22 protein-coding genes are annotated in these 23,492 nt (G+C 47.2%); all 22 read left to right on the plus strand.

The window, feature by feature from the left end; translation table 11 throughout:
* Nucleotides 1–69 precede the first annotated feature (69 nt).
* Entirely contained in the window at nucleotides 70–696 is a 627-nt protein-coding gene (locus LUCIF_RS27090; RefSeq protein ID WP_165866097.1) for a TetR/AcrR family transcriptional regulator, read from the plus strand.
* 191 nt (nucleotides 697–887) lie between these two features.
* On the plus strand, nucleotides 888–1,772 hold the full coding sequence (locus tag LUCIF_RS21230) for a class I SAM-dependent methyltransferase (protein ID WP_165866098.1): 885 nt from the start codon (nucleotides 888–890) through the stop codon (nucleotides 1,770–1,772).
* Nucleotides 1,773–1,950: 178 nt separating this feature from the next.
* Nucleotides 1,951–2,409: a MarR family winged helix-turn-helix transcriptional regulator gene (locus LUCIF_RS21235; protein WP_122629833.1), complete on the plus strand. Its 459-nt coding sequence runs from the start codon at nucleotides 1,951–1,953 to the stop codon at nucleotides 2,407–2,409.
* A gap of 81 nt (nucleotides 2,410–2,490) precedes the next feature.
* Entirely contained in the window at nucleotides 2,491–3,672 is a 1,182-nt protein-coding gene (locus LUCIF_RS21240) for a multidrug efflux MFS transporter (RefSeq protein ID WP_122629834.1), read from the plus strand.
* Between the two features lie 191 nt (nucleotides 3,673–3,863).
* Nucleotides 3,864–4,190 (plus strand): hypothetical protein, encoded by a 327-nt coding sequence (locus tag LUCIF_RS21245; protein WP_122629835.1) that lies wholly within the window; start codon nucleotides 3,864–3,866, stop codon nucleotides 4,188–4,190.
* Nucleotides 4,191–5,065: 875 nt separating this feature from the next.
* A complete protein-coding gene (locus LUCIF_RS21255; protein ID WP_122629837.1) occupies nucleotides 5,066–6,571 on the plus strand; it encodes a vWA domain-containing protein in 1,506 nt (501 codons plus the stop codon).
* 22 nt (nucleotides 6,572–6,593) lie between these two features.
* Nucleotides 6,594–8,771, plus strand: a complete 2,178-nt coding sequence (locus tag LUCIF_RS21260) for a transcriptional regulator (RefSeq protein WP_122629838.1) — start codon at nucleotides 6,594–6,596, stop codon at nucleotides 8,769–8,771.
* Between the two features lie 77 nt (nucleotides 8,772–8,848).
* Complete coding sequence (locus tag LUCIF_RS21265) at nucleotides 8,849–9,274, plus strand: membrane-associated protease 1 (RefSeq protein ID WP_122629839.1); 426 nt, start codon at nucleotides 8,849–8,851, stop codon at nucleotides 9,272–9,274.
* Between the two features lie 71 nt (nucleotides 9,275–9,345).
* Nucleotides 9,346–9,795 carry a J domain-containing protein gene (locus LUCIF_RS21270; protein WP_122629840.1) on the plus strand — a complete coding sequence of 150 codons (450 nt, stop codon included), beginning with the start codon at nucleotides 9,346–9,348 and terminating at the stop codon, nucleotides 9,793–9,795.
* 13 nt (nucleotides 9,796–9,808) lie between these two features.
* Entirely contained in the window at nucleotides 9,809–10,396 is a 588-nt protein-coding gene (locus tag LUCIF_RS21275) for an FHA domain-containing protein (RefSeq protein ID WP_122629841.1), read from the plus strand.
* Nucleotides 10,397–10,412: 16 nt separating this feature from the next.
* The gene (locus LUCIF_RS21280; RefSeq protein ID WP_122629842.1) at nucleotides 10,413–10,919 is read left to right on the plus strand and encodes an FHA domain-containing protein; all 507 of its coding nucleotides are present in this window, start codon (nucleotides 10,413–10,415) and stop codon (nucleotides 10,917–10,919) included.
* A 3-nt stretch (nucleotides 10,920–10,922) separates the two neighbouring features.
* A complete protein-coding gene (locus LUCIF_RS21285) occupies nucleotides 10,923–11,771 on the plus strand; it encodes a PP2C family protein-serine/threonine phosphatase (protein ID WP_122629843.1) in 849 nt (282 codons plus the stop codon).
* A 20-nt stretch (nucleotides 11,772–11,791) separates the two neighbouring features.
* On the plus strand, nucleotides 11,792–13,927 hold the full coding sequence (locus LUCIF_RS21290; RefSeq protein ID WP_122629844.1) for a PP2C family protein-serine/threonine phosphatase: 2,136 nt from the start codon (nucleotides 11,792–11,794) through the stop codon (nucleotides 13,925–13,927).
* 21 nt (nucleotides 13,928–13,948) lie between these two features.
* On the plus strand, nucleotides 13,949–15,238 hold the full coding sequence (locus LUCIF_RS21295; RefSeq protein ID WP_122629845.1) for a hypothetical protein: 1,290 nt from the start codon (nucleotides 13,949–13,951) through the stop codon (nucleotides 15,236–15,238).
* Complete coding sequence (locus tag LUCIF_RS21300; RefSeq protein ID WP_122629846.1) at nucleotides 15,235–15,930, plus strand: iron-dependent peroxidase; 696 nt, start codon at nucleotides 15,235–15,237, stop codon at nucleotides 15,928–15,930. The genes LUCIF_RS21295 and LUCIF_RS21300 overlap by 4 nt, the downstream gene beginning before the upstream one ends.
* 52 nt (nucleotides 15,931–15,982) lie before the next feature.
* Nucleotides 15,983–18,631 carry an Hsp70 family protein gene (locus tag LUCIF_RS21305; RefSeq protein WP_122629847.1) on the plus strand — a complete coding sequence of 883 codons (2,649 nt, stop codon included), beginning with the start codon at nucleotides 15,983–15,985 and terminating at the stop codon, nucleotides 18,629–18,631.
* A gap of 25 nt (nucleotides 18,632–18,656) precedes the next feature.
* Nucleotides 18,657–19,433 (plus strand): hypothetical protein, encoded by a 777-nt coding sequence (locus tag LUCIF_RS21310; protein ID WP_122629848.1) that lies wholly within the window; start codon nucleotides 18,657–18,659, stop codon nucleotides 19,431–19,433.
* A 50-nt stretch (nucleotides 19,434–19,483) separates the two neighbouring features.
* Nucleotides 19,484–20,122 (plus strand): hypothetical protein, encoded by a 639-nt coding sequence (locus LUCIF_RS21315; RefSeq protein ID WP_122629849.1) that lies wholly within the window; start codon nucleotides 19,484–19,486, stop codon nucleotides 20,120–20,122.
* On the plus strand, nucleotides 20,103–22,013 hold the full coding sequence (locus tag LUCIF_RS21320; RefSeq protein WP_122629850.1) for a hypothetical protein: 1,911 nt from the start codon (nucleotides 20,103–20,105) through the stop codon (nucleotides 22,011–22,013). The genes LUCIF_RS21315 and LUCIF_RS21320 overlap by 20 nt, the downstream gene beginning before the upstream one ends.
* Complete coding sequence (locus LUCIF_RS21325; RefSeq protein WP_122629851.1) at nucleotides 22,010–22,606, plus strand: hypothetical protein; 597 nt, start codon at nucleotides 22,010–22,012, stop codon at nucleotides 22,604–22,606. The genes LUCIF_RS21320 and LUCIF_RS21325 overlap by 4 nt, the downstream gene beginning before the upstream one ends.
* A 4-nt stretch (nucleotides 22,607–22,610) precedes the next feature.
* Complete coding sequence (locus LUCIF_RS21330) at nucleotides 22,611–23,135, plus strand: hypothetical protein (protein ID WP_122629852.1); 525 nt, start codon at nucleotides 22,611–22,613, stop codon at nucleotides 23,133–23,135.
* A gap of 21 nt (nucleotides 23,136–23,156) precedes the next feature.
* Nucleotides 23,157–23,486, plus strand: a complete 330-nt coding sequence (locus LUCIF_RS21335) for a DUF4280 domain-containing protein (RefSeq protein ID WP_122629853.1) — start codon at nucleotides 23,157–23,159, stop codon at nucleotides 23,484–23,486.
* Nucleotides 23,487–23,492: the final 6 nt, after the last annotated feature.

Genomic DNA, 23,492 nt, shown 5'->3' on the forward strand with positions numbered 1-23,492 from the left:
CTTCTGTTGACTTTCTTCCTGTAGTGAAATACAATTTACCTAACAACTGGTCGTTATGGAGGGGAATGGGTGAGCAGAAAAACCAGGGATGAAATAAAAAAAGTTGCGCTTATATTATTTGCGGAGATTGGCTATGACGCAACAAGTATGGAAAAAATTGCGACCGGGGTGGGAATAAAGAAATCTTCCCTCTATGCGTTTATTACCAGTAAGGAGGCACTGTTCTGGGAGATTTATGAAGACCTAAAAAGTCAATATCATAATTACATGGAGCAGTTATTGACGTTCTCAGAATCCATGCCGCCCCCGGAGCGACTTTATTACCTTTTTAGGCAGTATCTAGTCAATATTCAAGATTGTTCGGAGCAAGAGGCGTCAGCCGTGCGGGCTTTTTGGATCCGGGCCATGTTTTTTCCCCCGGCTGTCCTGAAGGATAAACTGCTAAAGAAAGCATTAGCCCAGGAAATGGAACTTATGGAGCGATACAAAGAAATAATCTGCGACGGCATCCGGCAGGGATTCATTCAGGAAGTTCCGCCGGAAGAAATTTTGCTTTCTTATTATAGCTTGAGACAGGGCCTTTTTTCCTTGATGAATGTGTTTATGACTGAGCTGACGGAAGAACAAAAGCTGGATAAGCTTGATAAGGTTTGGCAGAATTACTGGCAGGGAATAAGCGCAAAAAATCATTTATGACAACTGAGATTTAACGGAAGATATCGCAAGGAACCTCCCATCCTTGCTTTTTTCTTTTTAAGAATTTGTGCTTATAAGCGCACCTGCAATTTTGGTGGAAATAACCTGCCGATGGTTGACTTTTTTCACAATATCAGGTAGTATTCTACCTAACGAACGGTCGTTAAATTCCCTGATTGCAGGAGGTAATGATGAGTAAACGGATTGAAACCCAAGTATCCATAACCGCATTGGGCACGTGCCTGATGCGTGCTACCTCTTATTATGAAAGAAGTCTAAGCTATAAAAGTGAAGATTTTATAGCCCCGGTCATTATCCCACCCTATCTTGCGGCAATGATCAAGTATACGATTTCTCGGGCCGCAGTAAAGAAATGTCTGTTTAAAGTTCCGGGGATCTACGAATATGTCATTTCCCGGACCCGGTTCATTGACGATATATTTGAGAACTTTGACGCGAAATTTGAACAGGTGCTGATTTTGGGAGCCGGGTTTGATACCCGGGCCATTCGCTTTAGCAATGAATTAAAGAAGACGAGAATATTTGAGTTAGACGCTCCGGTTACGCAGCAGGCTAAAATCAGGAGGTTTACGGAAAAACGTATCGACTTTCCCGAGAACCTAACGTTTATTTCCCTTGATTTTACTAAAGAATCGTTAGCTGAGAAATTAGATGAGGCCGGGTTCCAGAAAAATCGTCAGTGTCTTTTCCTGCTCGAAGGCTTGACCTTTTATTTAAATGAAGAAGCCATTAACAGTACGTTGAATTTATTAAATGAATATTCGGCGGAAGGCAGCCTCCTTGTTTTTGATTATGCATTTGTTTCGGCTGTTTGGCGGGAGCAAGCTGCGAAGGATCCTAAGACAAAAAGACATTACCAGACTCTTGCCAAAGCGGGAGAGAGACCTGGCTTTGTGTTTGAGGGACAAATACAGGATTTTTTAGCAAGATATGCTTGGAAATTAATCGAGGATGCAGGCTCGGGACAACTGGCGGAACGGTATTTTAATCAAGAAGACTTTGCGCCGGCAGCCCAAAAGTTTCGGATTGCCAAGGCGGTCAAGAAGTCTGACTAGAAACTTTTTAAGGTATATAACAAAAAAGCCTGCCGGTTCGCAGTCTGACCGGCAGGTTTTTCTATTTTGATTTTTTTTGCGGAATAGCACTGCTGTTTGGTTGACTTATCAATTAATTGTGATTAAAATATACTTGATTTGTCAATTTAAATGAGAAGAAATATAGCAGGTGATTGGAATGAAAAGTCAGGAATGCAGGAGCATTGGAAAATGGATCTCCGTACTCTACCGGCAATCCCAAATTTATATGAATAATGAGCTAAGGCCTTACGGCTTGAATTCATCGGAATATGTTTATTTGATAAATCTTGCTCAATATGAGGGAGTTAATCAAAAATATTTATCCGATATGCTGATTATTGATGATGCGTTGACAACCAGAGTAATGAAAAGTCTGGAAAGGAAAGGTTATCTTATTCGAAAGAAAAGCTTGGAAGACAAGCGGTCCTATAATGTCAGTCTAACGGAAAAAGGTAAAGAAATACAACCTATAATAATGGAAAAACTGCATTATTGGACTGAAATATTATCAAAAGGCCTGAATGAAGGAGAAATTAATTATATTATTGAGAAGCTTCAATTAATGTCTAAAAATGCGTTGCTGATCACCAAAGGAGAAAAAATGGAGGGAACTTGAGAATTCGTCAGAAAGAACTGCGAAACATAGTTGAAAATTACTGCATTTTAGACTGCGGATTATATAAGCGAGGGTATTTGCATGGAAATCTGGAAAAGAAATTTATTTGTTTGCTGGTTTTGTGTGTTTGCAATCTCATCGGGGATGAGTCAAATTGCACCGATTTTGCCTATTTATATTGAACATCTCGGTGTCCATAATACCGCGGCGATTGAGCGGTGGTCCGGGATTGCCTTTGGCATTAACTTTATAAGTCTGGCCATTTTTTCGCCAATTTGGGGCAAAGCTGCGGATAAATACGGGCGAAAGCCCATGCTTATGCGGGCTAGTCTTTGGCTGGCTCTCATCGGCAGCAGCATGGGTTTTGTCCATAATGTCTATCAATTTGTCGGTCTCCGTATTTTGCAGGGAGCCCTGTCGGGCTTCATTGCTGCGGCGATTACTTTAGTTGCGACTCAGACTCCCAAAGAACGGGCCGGCTGGGCATTAGGCACGCTCTTTACGGGATCTGTCGGCGGGGCTCTGCTTGGCCCTTTATTTGGCGGCTACATTGCCGAAACGATCGGCATCCGGAGTGTCTTTCTGTCGATTGGGGTGTTGTCTTCGCTGGCGTTTTTGGCATCCTGGCTATTTATAAAAGAGAATTTTATTGCCTCCAACCAGGAGACTCTGACTATGCGTGAGGTCTGGCGGCTGATCCCCAATCCGGGTCTGTTCCTGGCCATGTGTGCGACCACTTTTGTTGTCCAGATATCCCTGATGTCAATCGAACCGATTGTTACTGTATATATTACTCAGCTATCGGAGGATACCACCCATGTAGCCCTCATTTCCGGCATGGTTTTTTCAGCCTCCGGGCTGGCGAATGTTTTAGCCGCTTCTCGTTTGGGAAGACTGTCAGATAAAATCGGTCCCCACAAAGTAATGATGGTGGCACTTATCATTGCGGGATTGCTTCTGATTCCGCAGGCATTTGTAAAAACGGCATGGCAACTGGGCGTTCTCCGGTTTTTGCAGGGAATGGCGACGGCGGGCTTATTGCCGGCAATCAATACGCTGATAAAACGAAGTACCCCCGACAGGGTGACCGGACGGGCTTTTGGGTTTAGCCAGTCCGCTCAGTTTCTGGGCATGTTTGCCGGAGCGGCAATCGGCGGCCAACTAGCGGCTCTGTGGGGAATTTCCTCGGTCTTCTTTTTTACAGGGGGATTGTTATTAGCCAATGCGCTATGGGTCTATAAAATGGTATATAGAAACTGTTAAGCAAAAATTAACGGAAGACAACATATCCCAGCTTCATATTTTCTTCATAATCTAATGTTATAATTAAAGAATTAACACAATAATCTTCTGCTTGCCCTTTACCCTGTGGTGAAGGGCATTTTTTACTGGTATTTCTACCGGCATATCCTATATAATTGAAGCAAGAAAGCTCCGTGGAAAGGATGTAAAGCATGCCGGATAAAATAGCCGATCAAATTGATGAACTTTCCCGCATCAGCCGCTTTCGAATTCGCTACGATGACAATATAAATATGGAGGTATCCGAGGCTACGTCTCAAATTTTAAAAGATTACATTAAATATCAGTCCATTAAGGAATCCGGCTGGTGTTATGCACCGAAACAAAAGGATAAACTGCTGATTGCCGAATGGTTTATCATCCGGAGATGTCTGGTTACATTCCATGTTAATCCGTTGGCCAAACTCAATTGGTTTCAGCTCTGGCTGCTTAAATATAAAGTAAACGAACTGAATGCCGCCATTTGTACGGGTAAATAAGAATCTTTACAATCCAGCTGTGTATGCTGGATTTTTCTATGGGATACTTTTGCCGGGATAACCGCTAAACTGGTTTAACCGAAAAAACGCGCCAGCAGTTTTTCTCAAAAAGAGACTGAAGTCCTACGAAATTAAGGAACTAAGTCCTATGTCCGATTATTTCAAGTTTTGGTAAAATAATGAAGGAAAATCGAATATGGTAAATATAGCCGGTGTTTTTTCTTTTCTGGTATTTTTGGATCGCCTTGATTTATTCGCAACAAAAAATGGTCTCATTTTATTTTCTATAGGTTCCATTTTAGGTCAACTGACGATTCGGTTGACTTTTTTGTCTTTTGGTCTTTCTTATGGGTTCGGAAAGTATAACTTTTCGGGTTGTTTCTAAAATAACACATGCTTCTTGAGATAGCCGAAAAGTAGCATACTTTCCTTCCACTTGAAGCCCCATTGGGTCTCTTGGTGCAAAAAATTTTCTGTCTGATTGAGAAAAAATGCACGTGAAATTTCTCTTTAACCGGAAGCTGTCACAAGTTTGTCATAATTATGTTATAAAATCTGGAAAATAAAGAGGAAGAATTTGCTAATCACTAACTTAGCGTTTATTTAAATTAAAATACAATTGTTATAAAAACAATAATTATGTATTGTTAAATTTTAAATAGATGATAAAATGTTTTGTGCAAAGTCATTTTTAAGCGGACGGGTATATAAGGGGGTTGTTTGTCTATTTATCTGTAAAATTGTTACATGAAAGATAAGTATTGCATTAAATTACAAATATATGAAATCCGCGGAGGACTGCCAAAAGTGATACATGAGTAATCCGGTCCATTCACTTGGATTTGATTAATAAAGCAGGCTGAAAGGAGGAAAAAATGATTTTTAAAAAGTTCATCGCGAGAGGCGGATTGGCTATAATCTGTTTTTTGGTATTTTTCAGTTCCTACGTATCGGCGCAACTCCAACCGCCCACTGACGATATTGCAGTTCTGTTTATCTTGGATACCAGCTATTCCATGAATGAAACCGATAAGGACAAGCTCAGCCCGGAAATGTTAAAACTGTTTGCCGATATTAGTTATTCTTCTCATACACGTATCGGCTTCGTAGCTTATAACAATGCCATACAAGCGTTTATGCCATTGACGGATGTAAGCAGTGATCATGCGAAAGCGGATTTTAAACAGAAATTGGATTTATTGGAACGTTTCGGCCGGACAGATACCGGGTTGGGCCTGAAAAAGGGCTGGGAACTGCTTAATGCCGTCAATACGGCCCGAAAATCCTGCATGGTGTTGCTGACCGACGGCGAGATTGACCTGAATCCCGCCGGCCAACGTACTGTTGACGACTCCAGACAGGATGTCCAACAAGTGGTAAATCAAGCGGCAGCCAATAAAATTCCTATTTATACCATCGGTATGGGACATAACGGTGCTAATTTAACCTGGCTTCAGACTATTGCGGGAAAAACAGGGGCAACCAGTTATCTCGCAGCCAGCCCGCAGGATCTGCCGGCAGTCTTTAATAGTATTCTGGGCGCCGGCTTTAAAACGGCTGCCAGTTCGGCAGCATCGGTCCTGGCCAGCGGCGGGACACAGCAGATGAAGGTAAAGATTCCCGGCGGCCGGATTGCCGAAGCCAATATTATTCTTTTATCGTCATCGCCATTGCAGGAAGTCCAGGCCTTCTGCCAGTCAAAAAAAATTACCGTTACTAATTCCCGGCATTATTCCGTAATCAAGATAATCCGGCCGGAGCAGCAAAATGTAGCAATTCAGTTTAAAGGCGAACCCGATGACGTCGTTAAAATTAGCCTGCTTTCGTATTATGAACCCGTCGCGGCAGCGCCGGCCGGCACTGTAAGCAGCTCCCCGGCAAGCGTCCCTAAGGCTGGGGATGCTTGGTGGATCAAAGCAACGGCGGGATTGCTCGTGCTGGCAGTGCTGGCAATGATCTACTACCGGGAAAAAGTTTCCAAAGGAAAATTTACCGGCAAAATGAGCGCCTGTTATTTAGGGTTAAGAGAGCCTGCGGGAGAGGAGGTGTCGCCGCAGGCTGCCCTGCTGGACAATTTTAACGGACGCAAACGGATTTATTTATGGGATCTATTTCCTGCCGGCCAGGGTCTCAGCGCGGGACAGAAAATATGGTTTGAGCCGGGAAACAACCGAAGTATTGTTTTAGGCAATCAGTCGGCATGTACCATTGTGATAGGGCAAACCGTGCTAGGTAAAAATCAAAGTTATATTTTGCGTTACGGTGATAAGATTTTTATAACCTTCCCGGACAATGACGCGGAGCTTGAACTAACCTATGAAGAGGTTAAGCCGTCTGAATGGCATAAGTACAGGGGGACTCCTGCATTCGAAATGAAATAAGGCAAAAGAAAGGACTGTCAATATGGAAATCATTGAACAAACCAACCGGACAATATTGTTTGAAGAGATTAATCCGGAAAAACTGGACCTCATTACTCTGGTAGGAGAAGTGAAAGGCCTGGAAAGTTTAAGCGATGAAAAAGTCAAGGAAATCAATGAAACATTGTTGGTGAGGAGTTTTGATGAATTTCTGGATAAATTTTCTCCGGTAATTTATTCTTTTTACAATGCGGCCAATCAAAAAGTACTTTACACGCTAAAAAAACCGGAACATATTCCGGATAACTGCATAACGGAAATCCCAATCAATAAACAGAACGACTTTGTGAAAATGTTAATTACTCTGATTGATGCCAAAAGCGCGCAAGGGACGCCTAACGTTGACTTTAAGTTTGAAAATCTGCTGGACATGATTTCGCCGAAAAAAGTAATGGATGACATTCGCCAGTCCCGTAAAGAAATCCATTACCTGTACAACCAATATGAAAGCCTGGACGAAGGAGACCCAAAGAAGCTCGATGTTGGCGACAAACTGAATTACATATTTGAAGAAGCCAGCCAAAATTACAATAACATTATGGCGATGCTGCCTTTAGCGATTGAGGATATTAAAACCAGGCTGCTGCTGGGCAGTCAGGAGCAGAAAAACAACAATGAACCGCTGCAAATCGGCGTCCTGAGCATGGGGGAGCAGGGTGAACTGAAAATTATTGAAGCGCCCAAAAATGAGACAACGGCGTTGACCGTAGTGGATGACAAAGCCAATACCGGCTTAATCGCTGCTTTCGAAGAGGACTATGAAGCGGTGAATGAGACTTCTTCCGGTTATGTAAAGAGTCTGGTAGTCAGAACGTTTTGCCCTTTGCCATCAACCATGCAGAGCGAGATTGATGTGGCAACGGAAGTACAAAATTATAATACCTATCTAGAATTTTATAAGAATGCCAAAGACGATTTTGTCAAAACCGTCAAACCCCTGGTGGAAAAAATCATCGGCATCAAACTTTTCTTTGACCAGTATAAGGTAAAGAACAAAGGGATGCAGCCGGGCCTGCTGGTGACCAATACGAAACTGGACATGCTGGTAAAAAGTAATAATTTGCCCCGCTTACATACGTTCCTCAATACGGTAAATGCCAAAAATGATTTTACCAATACCATCTGGTTCGGCATTGTACCGGAAGTAAGCATGGAGTTCAGCGGCAAAATGAAATTGAGCAGAGAGCGGTTTAAAGGCAATGTGCACGGCAATCGCTATGATACAAACACGATGGAATCACTGGTCATTTTATTGAACGCCGTGAAAGAGTATAAAATACAGGTATTTTTCAGTTTTGAATGCCGGGAGGAAACAACGTTCAATCATATTGCCACCGCCGGCATAGACAAATTTATTGATAAATGTTCCGAACTGGTCCGCAAGGACTATAGTGAATATGCCATTCCTTGTATACCTAACTTTACGATTATCCCGAAAAATAAATCCGGTGTCATTCTCGACAATAAAATGACTCTGAACGAGGCCGGGGCCGCCGAGTTGTCCCAGGAGAAAGAAGACATTATGAGGCTGTGGCTTGAAGGGGTTTATATCGGCAGTTCCTATGTTGCCGCCGGTATTGTGGCGGCCTGGCAATGTCCGGAATTTTTGCGGGAGTTATTTAAAAATGCAAGCAAGAACTATCCGGGAGTGCGTTTCGATATTGAGTCCGGCGACAATGCTCTGCGGGCCACAACGACGCTGGCCAAAGAAATATCCGGCTTTACCAATACCATTAAAAACGCCATAAACAGACGGAACTTCGGTTTTATCTTTTCCTCGGAAAATGCGCAGGTAAATGGCAAGGATATTAAAAAAATCACCGTCTACAAGGCCAGGAGTCTGGCCAACGGCGATGACGACAGCTTTGATGCGGTTTACAAAACCACCGTCAGCACCTATATTGAGAGAATTCTTCGCTTTAACAGCAATGACTTTAAACAGGATAACATTGTATGGTTCTTCAGTAAAAATCCGAACAGCCAGAAAAGCCTGTGGCTGTCTTCCAAAAACTTTATCAACTCGATCATCCAGGAGGGTGACGATATCAATTATGCTATTGACGAAAAGAACGGCTTATGCCAGATCGACCTTACCTTTAACGGCAATGTGAAAAACCTGGAAGTTGCCATAACCAAAAACACGGCTGCGGCCAAGGCATAATGGTTCTTTACTCGGCCAAAACGCAGGCCGGTTTTGGCTGATAAAGATAGATCACATTAAAATAGGAGGATTTATAAATGGGATTCAAATTGAAGATTGAAGGACAAGAAAACATCGAGTTAGGGGTTAAAAGTGTTCTGACGGTAAAGTTTTCCACCGATACCCCGGACGACTCCAATGCCCGCTCGACGGACATGGGAACTTCTATTATGATTACCGGCAAAATTCTGGCTGCCACAGGCGGTGAAGAAGCCGACGGCACTATGAAAATTGCCAAATGGTCGCTGGTGCCGGCCGAGAAAGCGGACTGCTACCGTAAAGTCACCGTAGAAGTCGTTTCCGCCGACCAGGTAGTAAGAAAGTTTTACCTCCCCAATGCGTTTGTGGTGGACTACAATGAAAGCTACGGCGAAGAAGAAGGGACCGGTACGTTCTATCTTCATGTGAAACAGAAGAAAGATAAACTGCCGGATACTAAAATTGAAGGTGGCTACAGCGCCTAAAAAAATAACCGGAGGGGGCATCAGCCCCCTGTTTCCGGTTTCTTTTCAATATTTAATAAAGGGATTTAGTGATGAAAAATTTGTATGAAATTCTCCGGGTCCATTCGGGAGCCAGCGCAGCAGAAATAAAAAAGAGCTACCGGAATCTGTCCAAACAATATCATCCTGACCTGAATCCGGGCAATCAGGCTGCCGAAGTCCGGTTTAAAGAAATTAACGAAGCCTATGCCGTACTGAGCAATCCCCAGTCGCGGGCGGAGTACGACAAGAAAATGGGCGCAACCGCAACTGCCGGCGAGGGCAGGCAGGCTGCGGCAAAGGCGGAGGAACCGCGGCGGGACAATTCAACCGCTGGCTTCAATCCCGGCGATGTAAATCTGCAGTTTGAACGGTTTTTCGGTTTTGATCCCCAAAGTAAAGTTATGAAGGAGCACTTTGGCGGTAAAAAACGGGGTGCCGGTGACAACCCGCTGGATACATCGCACATTTTTGCCAGCTTTTTTAATCCGAAAAAGAAGTAATGGGGTTGGTTTTTTGAATACTGAAAATAAAACCGGATTGTTTAAAGGACAAAACATCTGGCAGACGAAACGCCTGCAGATTTTAGACGGAAGCATCGCTCTGATAGCGGCGGCGGTCAGTCTGTTTATTTATCAATATTTTACCGAGTATATCGCGGCAAAATATTTTCTGACCGGCGTATTTGTCGTGATCGCCCTGTATTATGCCGGAAAATTAATCAGAAAAAACTATGAGCCGGTGGCGGCTCCGGTTTTACGCAGCGATATCGACGCCATTGTTATGCTGAATGAAAATGGCAGTTTTATCAAAGAGTGGAATATCCAGGACAAGATAACCTTGCTGATCGGCAAACATACCAAAAACAGGGAAGTGGATGTGGATTTGAGCGCCAGCGCTTATGAGGCATTAATTCACGAAGAACACGCCATCATGAATTTTGCGGCCGGCAGCTGGTATCTGGAAGGGCTGCACCGGCCAAGCGGGATCAGTATCAAAAAAGCCAATGACCGGATGCGTTACCGGCTGGTCGGCGGCAGGCCCTGCAAGCTGGAACCGGGAGATATTCTTTTTATCGCGAATACGCGGCTGCTAATGAAATAGAGGGGAGCGGATTAATTTGAGTCTTATTAGATGCCAGAACGGGCATATGTTTAGCGCCAGACGTCATGGAACGGTCTGTCCCTATTGCAATATAGAAACTGCCACCAAAACCAGGCAAACTGCTCCGGCTACGGATGCAGAACTGGAAGAGGACCTTTTTTATGAGGAAATTGAGCCGGTTTGCGGCTGGCTGGTATGCATCGAAGGCGCCCAGAGGGGCCTGGATTACAAAATCCGGCAAGGGAAAAACTTTATCGGCCGGGCCGACGATATGGATATTCAGGTATTGGGGGACAATGCGATTTCCCGGCGAAATCACGCCACGGTAGTCTATGACCCTAAGAATCGTAACACAGTGCTGCTGCCGGGGGAATCGTCAGGTCTTGCCTACCTGAACGGGGATGCCGTCTATGTGCCGAAAGAACTGTCTGCCTATGATATTGTTGAACTGGGGAAAAGCCGCTTTTTGTTTATTCCCTTTTGCGGTGAGCATTTCGAATGGAAAGACAGTGCCGAGGGCTAGACAATGGCAGGAAATCTTTTTTCCGGACAGTATATGCTCGCGGCCGTTTTACTCCTTTGTCTCGCAGGCTTGTTGCTATACCGGCATAGCCGGGGGAGAGCGCAGGCCGGATCATTGGAGGTAGAAGTCGGTGAGGGAGAAGCCATAGGCGACAGAGAGATTCAGGAAGATGCAGGAAATACGGCCAAGACGGCCTGGGGTACCCTGGCGGTGCTGGCCGACGGTATGGGTCGGGGGCAGGCCGGCCGGACCGCGGCGCTGTCGGCAGTACGGACATTTATCAACTTATTTTCCGACCATGATGTAACGGGCAATTTATATTATTTTTTTAATCAGGCCTTAAACCGCAGCAACCGGGAAGTGCTGGCGCGGTTGCAGGGAGCGAGGGGCAGAACGGCGGTAGCGGCCGTTCTGATTAGTAAAGGGTATTTACATTATGCGTCGGTGGGCGACATTAAAATCGCCGTATGCCGCAATCATGAACTGATTCCCCTCAACGAGGGCCATACCACGAAAACAGTGGCCGTCAAGGGATTTTCTCAGGGAATCTTAAACCGGCAGGAGGCATTGGCGATCAGCCAAATGGATCACGCAACGAATTATATCGGCCGGGACGGTTTTAAAAACGGCGAAATCGGCGCAGTGCCTGTTAAGCTCAAGCCGGACGATGTCATTCTTTTAATGACTGCCGGTATTTATAAATGCCTGTCCTGGCTGGAATTGGAATCGGTATTGACCCAGCCCTTTTCCTGCCGGGATCTGGCCGGACAGATCATTGGAAAATTTAATGGCAAACCGGTAACAGACAAAGAAAATGCCAGTCTGTTTGTATTGAGATATCACGGAGTATAAAACTCGGAGGATCAGGATTCATGAAGAAGATTAATGCCAAATTCAACGCGGCGTTTCTATCCGAGGCAGGCAGCTTTCTGCAGAATAAGGATTATTTTGCTTTTGTGGAACTGGATGATCTTGCCTGCTATGTTATTGCCGACGGTATCGACGATGACCTGGATCAGGGAAGCGCTAACCTGGCTGTGGCCAGTATTATCAGGCAGTTTAATGAAAAGCCGTCCATGAAAAAGCGGGATATTAAAAACTGGCTGAAGACCGCCAACCAAGAATTGCTGAGTATGAGCAAGACTATGCGGCTTAAAGCCTCGCTGCTGGTGGTCGTCAGCGACTACGCCGGCATCGTGTACGGGTTGGCCGGCAATACCAGACTGCATCTTTTGCGGGATGGCTCGATTGTTCATCAGAGTATTGACCAGTCTTTAAGCAATGAACTTTTTGAGCAGGGAAAAATATCCAAAGATAAAATTGCGGTTCATTTGGAACGAAACAACCTGTACTGCTATCTGGGACAGCCGGAAGGGTTTAATCCCACCGTATCGGGGCGGATCAAACTCCTGGACGGCGACATTCTCAATTTGTATACCAGGGGTATCTGGGAGAATATTGATGAGGGCGAACTGGCTGATGCGGCCAGGGAGGCCAAAGAACCGCAGGAAGTTTTGAATAATGTGGAAGATCTTTTGCTGTCCCGGCAGCCGGCTAAACTGGCGAACTATACGTTGGCCACCTTATTTATTGACAGAACCTATAAAGATCCGGGCCGGCGCAGACTCTGGCTCAAAAGGGCGTTCTACGCAGCCATTCCCGTGCTGATCCTTATTGCCGGACTACTTATTTATTTTCATATCAGCGAGGCCCATCGCCGGGAACAGTTAGATGCTATGAAAGGGCATGTCCGGCAGGCGCAAACCTTAACGGAAGAAAACAACTACGCCCGGGCGGCCGAGGAGTACAAAGCGGCCCTCAACATTGCCCAAAACTTAAAACTGAAACAGGAACAAAAAGACTTGGCCCAATATTATGATACCATCGGCCTGATCGTGGCCGGTGATACGGCCCTGCAACGCAAAGATTTCGGGCAGGCCGCTGAAAAATATAAAGCGGCATTAGACGCTTCCTACTTTGCCGATCATCTTGGTGAAGCGTATATTATCAAGCAGCAGCGCCAGACCGGTGACTATATGCGGGTAATTGAACTGTTGCAGACCGGTGACCAGAAAGCGGAGCAAAAGGACTTGAACGGTGCCCGCGGCGCTTATTTGGAAGCCAAAATAATCGCTTCCCGGCTTTATTTTATCGACGGCCGCAAAGAAGCCGCCGACAAACTGGCTAAATTAAGTGAACAATTGACGACAGATGACAAAAAGGCCAAAGAACAGGAAGGCGTTGTTTATGAGCAACAGGGCGACCGGATGGCACAAACCGGCGATTACCAGGGAGCCGTTACCATGCTGAACATAGCCTCCGGCCTGTATGATCAAGGCGGTAAACCGGATAAGACGGCAGCCGTCCAAAGAAAAATTGTTGCTATTGAAGATAAAATGAGTTCTGCGGAAAAAGCCGCCGTTCAGCAGAATGTTTTGGCAGAAGCGGCAAAATACGAAAAGGAAGGCGACAGCCTGTTAAGTGACAAGGATGATGTTGACGGAGCGCTGGACCAATACAGTTTAGCGATGAGTCTATATGAGGAAAATGGCAGACAAGATAAGTCGGCTTTGCTGCAGGCGAAAATTGACCAACTGAATGCACGGAAGAAAAACGCCCAAACCCTTGATCTACAGCGCAAAGCCATGGATATGGAAAGAGAAGGCGACCTGGATGTCGCTAAAAATCAATATGATGACGCCAGAAATTGTTATGCTTTCGCGCAACAACTTTATGGCAACGCGGGACTTTCCAGCAACGTGACGATGGTTCAGAAAAAAATTGATTCCCTGGACCAAAAAAATACGTCCTTTGAACAGCAGAAAAGCAAGGCCGATGCTTACGTAGCCGAAGCGGATGCGAGAACACAGAAGGGCGAGTATACCCAAGCGCAGTATCTTTACCTTCTGGCTAAGGATATTTATCAGCGACTGGGTTTGCAGAACGAAACAAACGAAATAAACGAAAAATTGAGATTACTGGATAAATTGTCTCAGGGAGCGGCATGAACCGGATGAGAGGAGAGCCACGTGAAAGACCAGATCGTTGTAAAATTAAATCAAATTCGTAATCTTGACGACCGGTTGCTCTTGAAAAATGTCCTGAATGATGTGTTTTTAAACCTGTATGAGCACAGCGAGACGATGTACCGGCAACTGGAGGAGAGAGTATTCGCCGAAATGGCGGGACTGGCCGAAAGCTATGATATTTATGCCGCCGCAGCCCCTCGGCAGGAGATTGACCCGGTGCACTATTTTTTGCGGCCCATGCTGACGGCGGATTTAGCGGCCAGAGAATATGATCTGGCCAATATAATGCCGGCGGCAACCAGTCAAAGCCAATATCCTCTGATGAAGGTTTTTTTCGACTGTGATTACAGGATGTTACGCTCCATTTTAAACAGCGGCCGGATTTTTCGCGGCGCCATTGTTACGGACCAGGGCAGCATTGCCGCCGCCTTTACACTGCGGCCGGATCTAAGTTACAGGGAACAAATAGCCAGCCTGTATGAAGCCTTTATCAATAATAATCTGCCGTGGAAAACAATAAACCATCCATATATATTCCGTTTCGCGGAAGTGATCCTGCAGCAGTGGGAGCGAGTTCCCGGCGCCGAGGAAGTGGTCAGGGAAATCAAAGTCGATTTTGCCGAATACGGGCCCTATGTGCATTATGATACGGTACCGCTGTGGAATGTGGAAACATTACAACTCCCCGGCGCGGGATTTCCCCTGCCCTGTGAAGATAAGATCAATTTTGAACATACCATCAGCCTGGAGGCCGCCGGACCGGAACATGGCTATTTAGCGGCGGTGTCCGGGGAGCAGAATATCCGTTATGTCCGGCGAACCGGACAGGCACTGACAATTGTTGCTCCGGAGCAAGGCCGGAATACCTGGGATATTATCCGGATTATAAAACCGGCTGCCGGAAAAATCGAAAAGCAGAAATACCCCTTGGTATCCAATGCTAAACGCCAGGCTTTCAGCGATATTCTGGCGGAGAGAAGCCCGCGGGTCATCCGGACTGAAGCCGAACTGAGGCGGCTGGTTGCCACCTTTGTCGCTGCCGAAGACCTGAGTCTTTCGCGGCTGGAGATTGTTCGCCGCGGTCAGGCCGGGCCGGACCCCGGCGAACGCTATGAAATGAACTTTTTTATGATGGATGAGATACGCCGCGCCGACTGGCAAAACAGACTGCTTCTGTATTTTACAACCACTGCGCAGGATTATTTTCTCATTTATGATCTCATGAGCTTTATTGTAGCGGAAGTGCAACTGTACTATCCCGACTACCAATGTGAGGGGATCCTTATATGAATTATATTTGGGATACGGCGATCAAAGCCGCGCGCCAGGGCATAGCCGGTGAAAGCATTACGTTCGCATCCGGCAAAAGCTACAGCCCATATATGGAAATGGCTTTTGACGATATCAATACCGTCACGCTAGATCCCCGGCCCACCGTAGAAATAAATCCCTATTACCGGTTTGGGGATATTTTTCATCCTCTTCTTGATATCAACTTTACCGGTCATGACGAGTTAAAAAGCATTTGTTTTGATATTATTGTCCACTTTTTGCTCTTTTTGGACTGTAAACAGGGTCTTAACAAACACGAATATTATGTCCAATTTATCCGCTGGGATATTGAAAATGGGGTGTTCGGACCGGAACTCAAAGAAAATAGTTCAGCCTTTACCGGCGACGAGCTAACAGCGGTTCTCAGCAGTCTGATTACTCTTTACCGGACCCAGGCCTCTCTGTATCTTTTCAAACAGGTGGTCCGCAGAGTTTTTCATAACAGCATTATCTACTACCGGAGCGAAGACGCGCCGGAAGTGCTGATCTATCTCGGCGCTTATGCAACGGAGATAAACCGCCGGAAAATCAATACCCTGCTGGCTTTGTTTCTGCCGTTAGACTTTGCTTTCCGCCTGTATTGGGAAAAGCATTTCGGCATCATCGGCCAGGAGCCGACTATGGGGATTGACAATATTATTCTATATTAAATGAGCCTGAGAAATTTGGCACCAGACTCATGAAAAGGCGTGTGAGAAAACGATGTCAAGCTATACCTACAGACTTTATAAAGACAATGAAACGACTTCCCCGGCCAGGCCGTCAATTAGTTATGCCCGTAAAGAACTGGAACTCATGACCACCCATCAATTACGCGAAATCTGCATTAAGGAAAAGCTGGTAAAAAGCATGCTGGGAACCCTGGAACGGTACGAACTGATCGAACTCATCATGCATTACCGGGGAGCGGCAGAACATCTTTTGATCACCGGATTTCTTCCCGACGGCTACGAACGGCTGGAAAACCTGACCGCGCGTCTTGATCAACATACCGGCGGCAGCCAGGGGATTCAGCATCCTTCCCGCATTGTTGTCTACGAAGGTCTGGATACCGACAAATATGACCGGTATGTTATTACGGCTCCCGGTATCCTGGAAGAATCCAATGTACTCTTAGTAAGTGGCGATAAGGAATTGTGCGCTGTTTTTAACCTGAAGGCGGATAAAAATATGCCGGGCCGGTTTTTTCTAACCCGCCAAAAAGAACTGCCGGTCCGGGAATCACAGCACAAAAATTACAGTCTGCTGTATTTTGGCAAGAGAGAGTCGGAACTGCTTTACACAATATATCATGATGAAACCGCCCTGCTGCCGAAGCAAATGCGGTGTTATAAACTGCCGCTCTTAAACTTTGAAATCAGGCAGACGGCGGAAACCGCCCAAACCTTAGCTATTGATTTCGGTACGACCAATACAACCGCCGGCTTATACCTCGACCGGGAACTGTATAGCGCCATCGACAAGGGCGGCGCGGAGGAAAACCTGCTTAAACCGGACGAAGTCAATCTGGTGGAAGTATTTCAGGAAACGAAAACGGGCGAATTGCTGACGCCCCTGATTCCGACCGTTGTCGGCGTATGGAACATCAGCGACGAAGCCGGAACCATCGAATACATATTCGGCCACGAAGCCGTCAAAATGGCACGGGCCAATTACATCCACGAGGGTTTTTGCGTCTTCTTCGATATCAAACGCTGGATCCGGGACTATGAGCGGCAGGAGGAAATTACGGACCGCCATGGCCGGCGGAGTTTTATCCAGCGGAAAGAAATCATTAAGGCTTTTCTGAACTACGTTATAGAAGTTGCCGAGCAGCGCTTCAAATGCCGGTTTAAAACAGTACATCTGTCGTCGCCGGTGAAAGAAAAGCAGCGGTTCCTGGAACTGTTTGGCGAAATTTTGGCACCCTGGCGGCTGGAGACCGAGAATATGCTGGACGAAGGAGCCGCCGTACTCTTTAATACCATCTCCGGCTTTATTGAAAACAATTCCGGACGGCCTATGGATAAGGAAGAATACCAGGCCCTGGTCATTGACTGCGGCGGCGGCACGACCGACCTGTCCTCCTGTGTTTTCAGCATTGAAAGCCGGCGGATTTCCTACAAAATTGATATCGAAACGACCTATGAAAACGGGGATACCGACTTTGGCGGCAACAACCTGACTTTTCGCATCATGCAGTATCTCAAAATTCTGCTGGCCGAACAACTGCAAAGCGGTCAGGCCATTAAAGCCCGGGAATTGCTGGCCGCATTGGCCGGTGATGTGTACCGCCAGGTTGATAAGGAGGGAATTGCCGCCGTATATAAGACGCTGGACGAACTGTACGCCCGGACCGAGACCCTCATTCCCACCTGTTTTAAAAACTATGAAAGCGGCAGCCCCAAAGAATACTTTAAAGTTAAAAGCAACTTTTATTTTCTCTTTCAACTGGCGGAAGAAATCAAAACGGAGATTTTTGCCGGACTGCGCTATCAGCGGGTCATTCTGGACAGTGAAGAGAAATTTCAGGCGCAAAACAATGATAAGGTGATACCCATCGGCCGCTGGCGTTTGTCTATTTATGAAGCGGGCCTGCTGAAAACCATCCGGGATATACCGCTTATTACGATTAGCGTCTATGACGTCAACCTGCTGCTGCAAGCCGACATCTATGAAATTGTCCGCAAGTTTATTGAAGAACCTTACAACAAAGGTCTGCTCATGGACTATAACATCATTAAACTAACCGGGCAATCCTGTAAAATCGGTCTCTTTAAAGATGCCCTCAAAGAATTTATACCCGGTAAGGTCATAGAGTTTGGCGGGCGGGAAGGAATGGACGGCCAGGAACTCAAGCTGGCCTGCCTGAAAGGGGCCATTAAATATTTAAAAGCGAAAAAAGGCGGCTACGCTGAAGTAACCATGCGTCACCGGCCGGCGGTTCTGCCCTATCTTATTACAGCCGACACCCACACTGGCGAAGAAAAAATACTCATTGCCAAACTGGATGACCGGAATACGGCCGGGCATATCTCCCGCTTTGTAGAAGGTGTGGCCCTGAAACTGCGGCTCAAAGACGTCAACGGCCAGGAGCGGTTTACCTACGTTTACGACAACCGGCGGGAAGATTTCCGCCCCGTTACCTATGCCGATATTCAGGCTCAATACGGAACGGCCATTATCCAGGATGAAACCGATAACATTATTAATAATGAAGTCAAATATTTTGTCTGGCCCCGGGAAAGTCACTGGGGATTTGTTGTCGTACCGGTGCTGCGGCAGGATGGCAGTCTCTATTTAGGACGGGAGGAATTCTTCAGCTTTGAAAATGACCTGTGGGAAACGAATTTCTTTGACGGCTTGAAATAAGAACGAAGTAAGGTAGGCGCAAACAATGTTTATCGACAAATATCCCCAATTTACCGCCGGCAGGGTGCTGAAAGGCGAGATGCTCAGCCTGCTGCGGGATTATCCCCGCGATTATCTGAACATATTGTACGGCGAGTATGCCGACGGTGTCATCGCCGGCTGTGGCTTAACGGTAACCGGCGATACCGTTGCCATCGCGCCGGGAATTGTCCGCTGCCGGGAGCGGCTTTACACCCTGCGGCAAAGCATGGCCCTGCCTTATACGGCCACCGGCCAGGACGCCATCATCAAAATCAGTTTTAACCGCCGCAAGGAAAATGACGACTATATTCTCCGGAGCGGAGAGGTTGCCATTCATTCCGGTCTTAAAATCAATGACGGCGAAATGGAACTGGGACGGTTCAAATTAAAAAAAGGGGCCAGACTGCGCGATATTTATCAGGATTTCGCCGACATGGCGACCGAATACGACACGGTAAACATTATCAATGTACCCTATGCTGTCCCGTATGAAAACACCCTGTCGCCGCTTATTACCAGACGATTTGCCCAGGAGGCCCTGCGCAGCCGGCCGGTACATCCCTTCGACTATGTGTTTATCAGCCACTGCGCCCAGGGAGAACCGGTGTCCCGCAGTCTGATCACCGCCTATACGGCGGCCCGGTTGGGCATTGTTACCCAGGACAGCACCAATCAGGATATGCACCGCCATCTTGTCAGAATTCTACAGGACATCCGCCAGGGCAAAGACATGGTAACCGCCACCGGCCGCGGCGGCGGCCGCCGGATTTTGGTGGACTAAAAAGGACAGGTGCCCGGAGGAAGATTCCCAACAGAGCGAGGAGGTACATCATGGCCAAGGAATACACAGATGAGCAAATCCGCAGAGTAATCAATCAAGTGGAAGAACAGCAGGAAATTAACAACCAAAATATCTACGAAGGCGTACGAATCAATGACCAACAATATACCTTTCAGGATACGGCGTTTTTTGCGGAACGGTTGACGATTCCTATACCCATAACCTTTGTCGATATGCCGGCTGAACTGGCCAAAATCAAATACCCGTCCGGCGACCGGCCGCAAATTATTAAAACCGACGAGACCGGCAGCGTTAATATTACTCTCAGCCTCATTCCCAACCAGATTAACGACGAACACATTCCGGAAGTAAAAGACGGTATTAAAACTATTTTCAAACGGTTAAATCCGGCGTACCTGTTTTTGGATGAAGGCGTAGAAACCATTGACGGCAAACCGGTCGGTTACTTTGAATTCAAAAGTCCGGCCCTGGACAGACCGCTCTTTAACCTCATGTTTGTGCTGGAAATAGAGCATAACGTGATGATGGGCAATTTTAGCTGCCCTTATGACGACCACGCGGCCTGGCGGCCAATTGCCCGCCAGATCATGAATTCGGTGCGGGTTTTTCCCGCGCCGGCGCATAATCCGGTGTCAGGAGGGAAATCCAGTGAGCCTGTTAAGCACTAACCGCTCCGCCGATTTGCAAAGTGTGGCCGCTTTTACCCGGTCGGCCTCCTGTCTTGGTCTTGCCGGCGACAACAAAAAGTTGCAGACTGTTCTCCAGACGGCTGCCGAAAGTGGTGTTTTTGCCGCAGGCAGCCTGAACAGACAAGCTGTCGATGCAGCAGCTAATCAATTGCAAAGACAAGGCGTGCTGCCGCTGAATATAAAAGAGCCCGGCCAAGTTGTCAACCTACTGCAGGCAGCGCAAAATCTGGGGTTGGACAAAAACTGCGCGGAACTTCCGGCTAAACTGGCGGCCGTCAACAGTCTGGCTGAACAGTTTGGCCTAACCACCGCCACCGCCGCTCAGCCAGCAGGCAGCGGGCAGGAAATGGCGGATCCGCCCTATACAGGCAAAGCGATCACCTGGCATAAACTGCAGTTTAGTCCCTATCCGTTCAAAGACATTCTTAAAATTGATATTGCCCAAGCCGTCAACCAGCATGCCCGTCTGTTTATCAGCGGTATTCTGGACGAAACTGCCAGCCAACAGCAGGATTACATCCAGCAGACAGTCCAACCTACTCCGGTAGCGCTAAAATATCTGGACAGCACCGGGACTGTTCAGTGTCTTTTTCGAGGCATAGTCACTAATATCCGTCAGCAGACCATTGCCGGACTGAAACACCTTGATATAGAAGCCCTCAGTTTTAGCCATCTACTGGACATACAGCAACACAGCCGTTCCTTTCAGGGGCACCGGGAACCCTACCGCTACATCTTTGACCAGGTAAACAGCCTGGCGCGTCAATCCATTCCCAATCTTAGCGGTAATGTGCTCTTCGCCCAGGACAGTGAAGCCGGGCAAATCACCGGCGGGCTTATTCTCCAGTACCGGGAAACGGACTGGGAGTTCCTAAAACGTCTTGCTTCCCGCTTCAATCTGGGCCTCGTCCCGGATATTACTTTTGACAGTCCTAAAATCTACTTCGGTTTGCCGCCGGCTCAGCCTGCCAATCAGGATAACCAGGCAACAGACCAGACCAATCAGCAAACCGGACCGGAGCTAAATGCCGCCGATTACCAGATACGGCGCAGCACCGGAGACTGTGCCGTATCCAGCGGCAACTCCCGTAAGCAGAGCGGCCGCACCTTTACAGAAAATGATTTTACCTACTGTGAGGCCCGTTCTTTTGACATTCTGCCGCTGGGGCAGACAGTCAGCTTTTTAAATAAGACCTGGTATATCGGCGCGATTCACACCTGGATGGAAAACGGTGTGATTACCAGCACCTATACCCTGGGGACTCAACAGGGTCTCATGCAAGATGATCTCTACAACAACAAACTGCCGGGTATCTCGCTGCACGGCACTGTCAAAGAAGTTGTAAAAGACCAGGTGAGGGTTCATATCTTCGAAATCGATAACACATGGGATGACGGGGCCACCTGGTTTTTTCCCTATACTACGGTTTACTCCTCGCCCGACGGCAGCGGCTGGTATTGTATGCCCGAAGTCGGCGATAATGTGCGCATCTACTTTCCTAACAACAAAGAAGCGGAGTCGGTCGCCGTCAGTTCCATCAACCTGACTCCTTCCCAGCGCGGCCGCCGGGAAGACCCCAATACCAAAATCATCAGTACCGTCCATGGCAAGCAGGTCGTTCTTACGCCGGGCGGCATTCAGATTATTGCCAGCGACGGGCTTTGGATGAATCTGTCCGATGCGGGCGGCATGACCATTAAAAGCAACAAACAAATCAAGCTTGAGGCCCAGGAAGACATTCACATCAATAGTCAAACCAAAATTCTTATAACCGGCCGGCAAGAAATTGACCTTAAGCAAAGCGGCAGCAACATCAATATGCAGGACATCATCAAAATGAGCGGCAATCAGGTAAAAATCCAGCCATGATTGATCAGGAAAAAATTGTACAGGATTTTATTGCCGCGGAAACCGCATCCTGGCTGGAAGAAGATTTGATGCTCATGCAAAAGAAATTTTCCGCCGGACGTCCCGCTATCATCCACAGCCTGGCGGCAGCCATTGAAAGTCTTTGCCGGGATGCCGCCGGACAGCAAGCGGCAGGATGCAAAGGCGCCGGCGCCTGCATCTGTATTTCCTTTTTGCGTACTAACATTCTCGACAACATTTGGCAGTACCGGCTAGATCTTTATGACGAAACCTTATTTCTCGACCGGACGGAATGCACCGCCGACTGGGAAATGGATTTCGTCTTTGACCCTATAAAAAAACTCCTGGACGGATGGCAGGACAACTTTCAATCCGGTTTAGTCGCCAACAAAATCAAACCCCGGCATCTAAAAAACGTACGCTTGAAGTTGGCGGCAGACTATCATGGGGTGGCCATTGGATTTACCCAAAACATCATCGCGGAGGCGCTAAAAAACAGTCCTGCCTATCAAGAGTTAAACAAAGCGCCCGGCTTTGCCATAGTTATGGGCGAATATTGCGATCAAACTAAACTGATTTACGAAGAGGAATAAGCCTATGCACTACTTTCGTTTAAGGCAAGATCCTGACTATAGCCGTGCACCGGCCATTCCGGAAGTCATTACCCGGATTGACCGGCGGCAGGCCGTCCCTGAAAAGGCCCATCATATAGCTCCAACGACGGTCCTTCCGTTAGGCGGAAAAGCAGTTTATGATTTTATTGATCTGTTAGACAGGCCGCTCTTTTTAGTATCCGACGAATTGCAACAGGTCCTCAAGCTATATATGCCCAAACTAACTTTTAAAACGATCGTACTTGCCGATCCGGCACGAAAGGAGCAGCACATTTATTATCTGCCAATCTTTGCACCCATAGACTGTTTGTCCGATAACAGCCTGCAAACCCCGGATAAGCGGACCGTCAAGCACTTGGTGCTTAAAGGAGCCGCCATCGAGAATCATACCGTATTCCGGGTGCAGCATCCCTATGAAACCATAATTATTGTCCGTCTGGATGTGGCGGAAAGTATTCTCCGGCGAGACCTGCGCGGTATCCGGCTTGACCGGGTGAAAATCGAGTAATGAACAGAAGGGAGAAGATTCATGGATATAAGATATGTGGTCAGAGGAGGCACGGTGCAATGTAACCGGGGCAGCACCCCAACCCGGCTGAATCTGCCGAAAAGCCATGGCGTCTATGTCAATGGGAAAGCGGTGTTTAACGACAAGGACCAGGCGGCGGACGTCAACGTCATGCCGTTCGGAACTTGCGGGGTGACGGATGGCCCTTGCCATCCCATCCTGTTTCCCGTCTGGAAGGCAACCAAGGAAGATACCCTCATCAAGGGGCGGCCGGCGGTAATCAGCCAATCTTATCTTTCTTGCGCCGTAGGCGGCACTATTACCATTACCAAAGACGGGCAACTGGACTAACGCTTG

The sequence above is a fragment of the Allolucifera butyrica genome, from assembly GCF_900476375.1.
Classification (GTDB): domain Bacteria; phylum Bacillota; class Negativicutes; order Sporomusales; family UPPP01; genus Lucifera; species Lucifera butyrica.

Excerpts from the sequence above, each read along its gene's own strand:
- LUCIF_RS21230 (WP_165866098.1), top strand. The coding sequence starts at position 888 with ATGAGTAAACGGATTGAAACCCAAGTATCCATAACCGCATTGGGCACG.
- LUCIF_RS21235 (WP_122629833.1), top strand. The coding sequence starts at position 1,951 with ATGAAAAGTCAGGAATGCAGGAGCATTGGAAAATGGATCTCCGTACTC.
- LUCIF_RS21240 (WP_122629834.1), top strand. The coding sequence starts at position 2,491 with ATGGAAATCTGGAAAAGAAATTTATTTGTTTGCTGGTTTTGTGTGTTT.
- LUCIF_RS21245 (WP_122629835.1), top strand. The coding sequence starts at position 3,864 with ATGCCGGATAAAATAGCCGATCAAATTGATGAACTTTCCCGCATCAGC.
- LUCIF_RS21255 (WP_122629837.1), top strand. The coding sequence starts at position 5,066 with ATGATTTTTAAAAAGTTCATCGCGAGAGGCGGATTGGCTATAATCTGT.
- LUCIF_RS21260 (WP_122629838.1), top strand. The coding sequence starts at position 6,594 with ATGGAAATCATTGAACAAACCAACCGGACAATATTGTTTGAAGAGATT.
- LUCIF_RS21265 (WP_122629839.1), top strand. The coding sequence starts at position 8,849 with ATGGGATTCAAATTGAAGATTGAAGGACAAGAAAACATCGAGTTAGGG.
- LUCIF_RS21270 (WP_122629840.1), top strand. The coding sequence starts at position 9,346 with ATGAAAAATTTGTATGAAATTCTCCGGGTCCATTCGGGAGCCAGCGCA.
- LUCIF_RS21285 (WP_122629843.1), top strand. The coding sequence starts at position 10,923 with ATGGCAGGAAATCTTTTTTCCGGACAGTATATGCTCGCGGCCGTTTTA.
- LUCIF_RS21290 (WP_122629844.1), top strand. The coding sequence starts at position 11,792 with ATGAAGAAGATTAATGCCAAATTCAACGCGGCGTTTCTATCCGAGGCA.
- LUCIF_RS21300 (WP_122629846.1), top strand. The coding sequence starts at position 15,235 with ATGAATTATATTTGGGATACGGCGATCAAAGCCGCGCGCCAGGGCATA.
- LUCIF_RS21305 (WP_122629847.1), top strand. The coding sequence starts at position 15,983 with ATGTCAAGCTATACCTACAGACTTTATAAAGACAATGAAACGACTTCC.
- LUCIF_RS21310 (WP_122629848.1), top strand. The coding sequence starts at position 18,657 with ATGTTTATCGACAAATATCCCCAATTTACCGCCGGCAGGGTGCTGAAA.
- LUCIF_RS21315 (WP_122629849.1), top strand. The coding sequence starts at position 19,484 with ATGGCCAAGGAATACACAGATGAGCAAATCCGCAGAGTAATCAATCAA.
- LUCIF_RS21325 (WP_122629851.1), top strand. The coding sequence starts at position 22,010 with ATGATTGATCAGGAAAAAATTGTACAGGATTTTATTGCCGCGGAAACC.
- LUCIF_RS21330 (WP_122629852.1), top strand. The coding sequence starts at position 22,611 with ATGCACTACTTTCGTTTAAGGCAAGATCCTGACTATAGCCGTGCACCG.
- LUCIF_RS21335 (WP_122629853.1), top strand. The coding sequence starts at position 23,157 with ATGGATATAAGATATGTGGTCAGAGGAGGCACGGTGCAATGTAACCGG.